Source organism: Pseudomonas sp. NPDC089569 (genome assembly GCF_050280625.1).
In the GTDB taxonomy this organism is placed as follows: Bacteria; Pseudomonadota; Gammaproteobacteria; order Pseudomonadales; family Pseudomonadaceae; genus Aquipseudomonas.
Genome location: NZ_JBNNVQ010000212.1, coordinates 1 through 3,253, shown reverse-complemented (window position 1 = coordinate 3,253; position 3,253 = coordinate 1). Strand labels below are relative to the sequence as shown.

The 3,253-nt window shown below is 58.7% G+C and carries 3 protein-coding genes; all 3 read right to left on the bottom strand.

The genetic code is table 11. The features are described 5' to 3' along the window. Positions 1 to 306: 306 nt before the first annotated feature. On the bottom strand, positions 307 to 1,050 hold the full coding sequence (gene fabG, locus ACQKP2_RS32270) for a 3-oxoacyl-ACP reductase FabG (RefSeq protein WP_427582305.1): 744 nt from the start codon (positions 1,048 to 1,050) through the stop codon (positions 307 to 309). Positions 1,051 to 1,066: 16 nt separating this feature from the next. Continuing rightward, complete coding sequence (gene fabD / locus ACQKP2_RS32265; RefSeq protein ID WP_427582304.1) at positions 1,067 to 2,005, bottom strand: ACP S-malonyltransferase; 939 nt, start codon at positions 2,003 to 2,005, stop codon at positions 1,067 to 1,069. A 126-nt stretch (positions 2,006 to 2,131) separates the two neighbouring features. After that, positions 2,132 to 3,142, bottom strand: coding sequence for a phosphate acyltransferase PlsX (gene plsX / locus ACQKP2_RS32260; protein WP_427582303.1), 1,011 nt, complete (start codon positions 3,140 to 3,142; stop codon positions 2,132 to 2,134). Positions 3,143 to 3,253 lie beyond the last annotated feature (111 nt).

Genomic DNA, 3,253 nt, shown 5'->3' with positions numbered 1-3,253 from the left:
CGAGAAATAGCGGGTGGCGAGCCAGAGGACGCGGGCGAATTGCTAGAGCAAATCACTGAAAAATGCTTATGTGCCCGACACCAGAGAATGCCGCGCGCTCTTCGATGGTGCTCATACCTTGTTTTCACTCCTAATGGACAAATTCAGGCAGCTGGCCAGTGGGTAAGTGTATAGAAAGGCTTTTCAGCTTTTCAACCGAAAGCTTCACTCCTCGAACCCCGCGACCCTCTGCCTATAAATAGATTGCAGCTTTATAACGGATTTTAGACAGCTCGTATGACATTTTTTTGAAGCAATCCGTCACATTTAACTCATGTACATCCCGCCGTTCACCGGGATTGTAGCCCCGGTAACGTATGCCGCACCGTCGGATGCAAGAAAAGCGACCACAGACGCGATCTCTTGAGCTTGCCCCAGACGACCCAGCGGAATCTGCGTCTGCAAGGCTTCACGCTGCGCCTCGGGCAGTTCACGGGTCATATCGGTGTCGATGAACCCTGGGGTCACCGAGTTTACCGTAATCGAACGCGAACCGACTTCACGCGCCAGTGCGCGACTGAAACCTTCCAGACCGGCCTTGGCGGCAGCGTAGTTTACTTGGCCTGCGTTGCCCATGGCACCCACAACCGAGCCGATACTGATAATTCGTCCCCAACGGGCCTTGGTCATACCACGCAAAACGCCCTTGGACAGGCGGAACAGACTGTTCAGGTTGGTATCGACGACGTCATGCCACTCGTCGTCTTTCATGCGCATCATCAGGTTGTCGCGGGTGATACCGGCGTTATTGACCAGAATCGCCGGCGCACCGAACTGCTGCTGAATGCTCTCAAGCATTGCCGCCACGGACTCATCGCTGGTGACGTTGAGCTCCAGGCCAGTACCCTGAATGCCATTCTCCTTCAGAGTGGCAGCAATGCGCTCGGCACCGGAAGCCGAAGTCGCGGTGCCAACGACGATTGCACCCTGACGACCCAATTCCAGGGCGATAGCCTGGCCGATACCGCGGCTCGCACCAGTGACCAGTGCAACTTTACCTTGCAGACTCATGCAAGCTTCTCCTGATTCAGGCCAGCGCTGCGCGGGCGGCAGCGAAAGCGTCTGGGGTATTGAGGTTGGAAGTCGATACGCCTTCGGCGCAACGTTTGTTCAGGCCGGCAAGGACCTTGCCCGGACCGCACTCGACCAGATCGGTCGCGCCCTTGGCCGCCAGCGTCTGGACCGATTCGACCCAGCGCACAGGCTTGTAGAGCTGTTCAAGCAGATCACGCTTGAGTGTTTCCAGATCGGCCGGTACATCGGCACTGACGTTCTGGACCACGGGAATCTGTGGTGCCTGCCAGTCGATTGCAGCGACCGACTCGGCAAAACGCTCGGCTGCCGGACGCATCAGTTCGCAATGGGATGGAACACTGACCGGCAACGGCATGGCGCGCTTGGCGCCGCGAGCCTTGCAAGCCTCGATGGCGCGCTCGACCGCTGCCTTGGCGCCAGCGATGACCACCTGCCCCGGGGAGTTGAAATTGACCGCGCTGACCACTTCGCCTTGCGCCGCTTCGGCACAGGCCGCCAGCACATCGGCGTCGTCCAGGCCCAGGATGGCAGCCATGGCGCCCTGTCCGGCCGGAACGGCTTCCTGCATCAGCTTGCCGCGGGTTTCGACCAGCTTGACCGCATCACCCAGGCTCAGACTGCCCGCGGCGACCAGCGCGCTGTATTCGCCCAGGCTGTGGCCGGCAACGTAAGCCGGACGCGCACCGCCTTCAGCCAGCCACAAACGCCACAAGGCGATCGAAGCGGTCAGAATGGCCGGCTGGGTTTTATCGGTTTGATTGAGTTGCTCTTCCGGCCCCTGCTGGGTCAGTGCCCACAGGTCATAACCCAGAGCATCGGAAGCTTCTTTGAACGTTTCCAGGACAACCGGATGTTGCGCGCCCAACTCGGCCAGCATGCCGAGGGACTGAGAACCCTGTCCCGGAAAGACGAATGCGAGGGAAGCAGACATGTAACAAGCCCCTAATGATCTTATCGTCGGAGAATTGACGCCCCGCTTTGGGGGACGCAAGAAACTGACAGTTGGATGGCCAATTGAATTGAGCGGTCACATTTAAGCATTGTCCGACGAAAACGCCTAAGGCAACAAATCCTCCAGACGACCGTGAATGCGCTCCGGCAGGTTTTCCTGTATCTCGATCAAGGCACGGGAAATCGCACTCTGAAACCCCTGCACCCCGGCAGAACCGTGACTTTTCACCACAATACCCTGCAAACCGAGAAAACTTGCACCGTTATGCCGCGCAGGCGCCAGATCTGCCTGCAATCGCTTCATCAACGGCAACGCCAGTGCACCCACCATGCGTGACGGCAGGTTTTTCCTGAACAAGGCCTCGATGCGCCCGGCGATCATGGTCGCCAGCCCCTCACTGGACTTGAGCAGAATATTGCCGACAAAACCGTCGCACACCACCACATCCGCTTCGCCACGGTACAAACCATCGCCTTCGACAAAGCCGATGTAGTTGATACCACGGGCATTTTGCAACAAGGTTGCAGCCAACTTGACCTGCTGATTTCCCTTGATGTCTTCGGTGCCGATGTTCAGTAACGCCACCCGCGGACGAACGACGCCCAGGCTTTGTGCGGCAACCGAGCCCATCACCGCAAACTGCAGCAGGTGCTCGGCGCTGCAATCGACATTGGCCCCCAGATCGAGCAACTGGCAATAACCTTTCTGGGTCGGAATTGCCGCGACCATGGCCGGCCGGTCAATACCGGGCAAAGTCTTGAGCACGAATCGCGACAATGCCATCAACGCCCCGGTATTACCGGCACTGACGCACGCCTGGACTTTGCCATCACGCAGCATCTCAAGTGCCACGCGCATCGACGAATCAGGCTTGCCACGCAGAGCCTGGGCAGGCTTTTCGTCCATGGCAATGACTTCAGAGGCCGGAGCAATCGACAGGCGCGCGCGATCCACAGCCGGTTGGCCAGCGATCAATTCTTCAAGAAGGGAGGGTTGACCGACGAGGGTCAGGTACAGCGAGGGCGAGGCAGAGAGGCAAGCGATGCTGGCCTGAACAATGCTGCGGGGACCGAAGTCCCCGCCCATTGCGTCAATCGCGATGACTTGAGCGGACAAGTGATTACTCGTCAGCGCCCTTGTCGATCACTTTACGACCACGGGGGGGTTTGAACAGGCAGTCATCCATCCCGGCCTGCCTGCAACGCTGAACCTCTTCCGGTTGTGCGT

Bases quoted from the DNA above. Each gene is read 5' to 3' on its own strand.
- fabG (WP_427582305.1), bottom strand. From the start codon at position 1,050: ATGAGTCTGCAAGGTAAAGTTGCACTGGTCACTGGTGCGAGCCGCGGT.
- fabD (WP_427582304.1), bottom strand. From the start codon at position 2,005: ATGTCTGCTTCCCTCGCATTCGTCTTTCCGGGACAGGGTTCTCAGTCC.